Raw genomic sequence first — 886 nt, forward strand, 5'->3', positions numbered from 1 at the left:
TAAAAACCTTGATGACGAACGTCGTTTGATGGGAGCGTTGACCCACTTATCTGCGCAGATTGAACAGACAATATCGGAAACAAATTATCGCTTCTCAGCGACTGAAGCATACTACCATTTAGCGATGAGCAGGCTCGAAGAGTTAAAGGAAAGCGAGGTTTGCGGCTTACAGACACTGAGTGAGTTTCTAAGTCGTCGTTTAACGCCAGCTTACTTAACATGTGAAACCATAGAGAAAGATTTGGATGACTTGTCGCGCAGAATTGATAGAGCCAGTGAATTACTGCGAACGCGCATGAACCTCACAATAGAATCGCAGAACCAGAATTTACTGCAGTCCATGAACCGCCGTGGCAAGCTGCAGCTGCGTATGCAACAGGCTGTTGAAGGCTTATCTGTAGCAGCGATCAGTTATTATCTGGTTGGCTTGGTGAAGTACGTCGCAGAGTCTGCAAAATCAGGCGGCTTAATCGAAAGCAGCACGCTGGTTACCGGTATTTCAGTACCTTTTGCTATTGGTTTTGTGATGTTTGGTTTGGGACGAATGAAACGCAAGCTACATAAGGAAAATGAGAAACTGAAGGGAAATAATTAAATGGCTCTTAACCGAGTAGACCGTAGGCAGAGCCTTCCACGGCTCGCTGGCGGGTTAGCACGGAGAGTCCATATAAGGGGTGGAACCCTCTGCTTACGTTCGTTAAAAACTAAAAATTTCCAGCGATATTCTTCATGCGTTCAAGCATAGAGCGCAAGCCATTGCCTCGGGTTGGGCTGATATGACGCATCAGATCCATGTCATTGAATATTGCTTCAACATCTTTAGCGACGATTTCGGCAGGTGAGCGTGCATTAAGTGTCGCCAGTACAACAGAGGCAAGGCCTTTGA

General features: G+C 46.3%; 2 protein-coding genes. One reads left to right on the plus strand and one right to left on the minus strand.

The annotated features are described in order from the left end of the window. Positions 1-595: DUF3422 domain-containing protein (locus A3729_RS08375; RefSeq protein ID WP_156497803.1), on the plus strand; the 595-nt coding region annotated here is incomplete at its 5' end. Between the two features lie 109 nt (positions 596-704). On the opposite strand, the gene A3729_RS08380 is transcribed toward A3729_RS08375, so the two are convergent. Next, positions 705-886: SufE family protein (locus A3729_RS08380; protein WP_197475696.1), on the minus strand; the 182-nt coding region annotated here is incomplete at its 5' end.

The organism is Oleiphilus sp. HI0043, assembly GCF_001634935.1.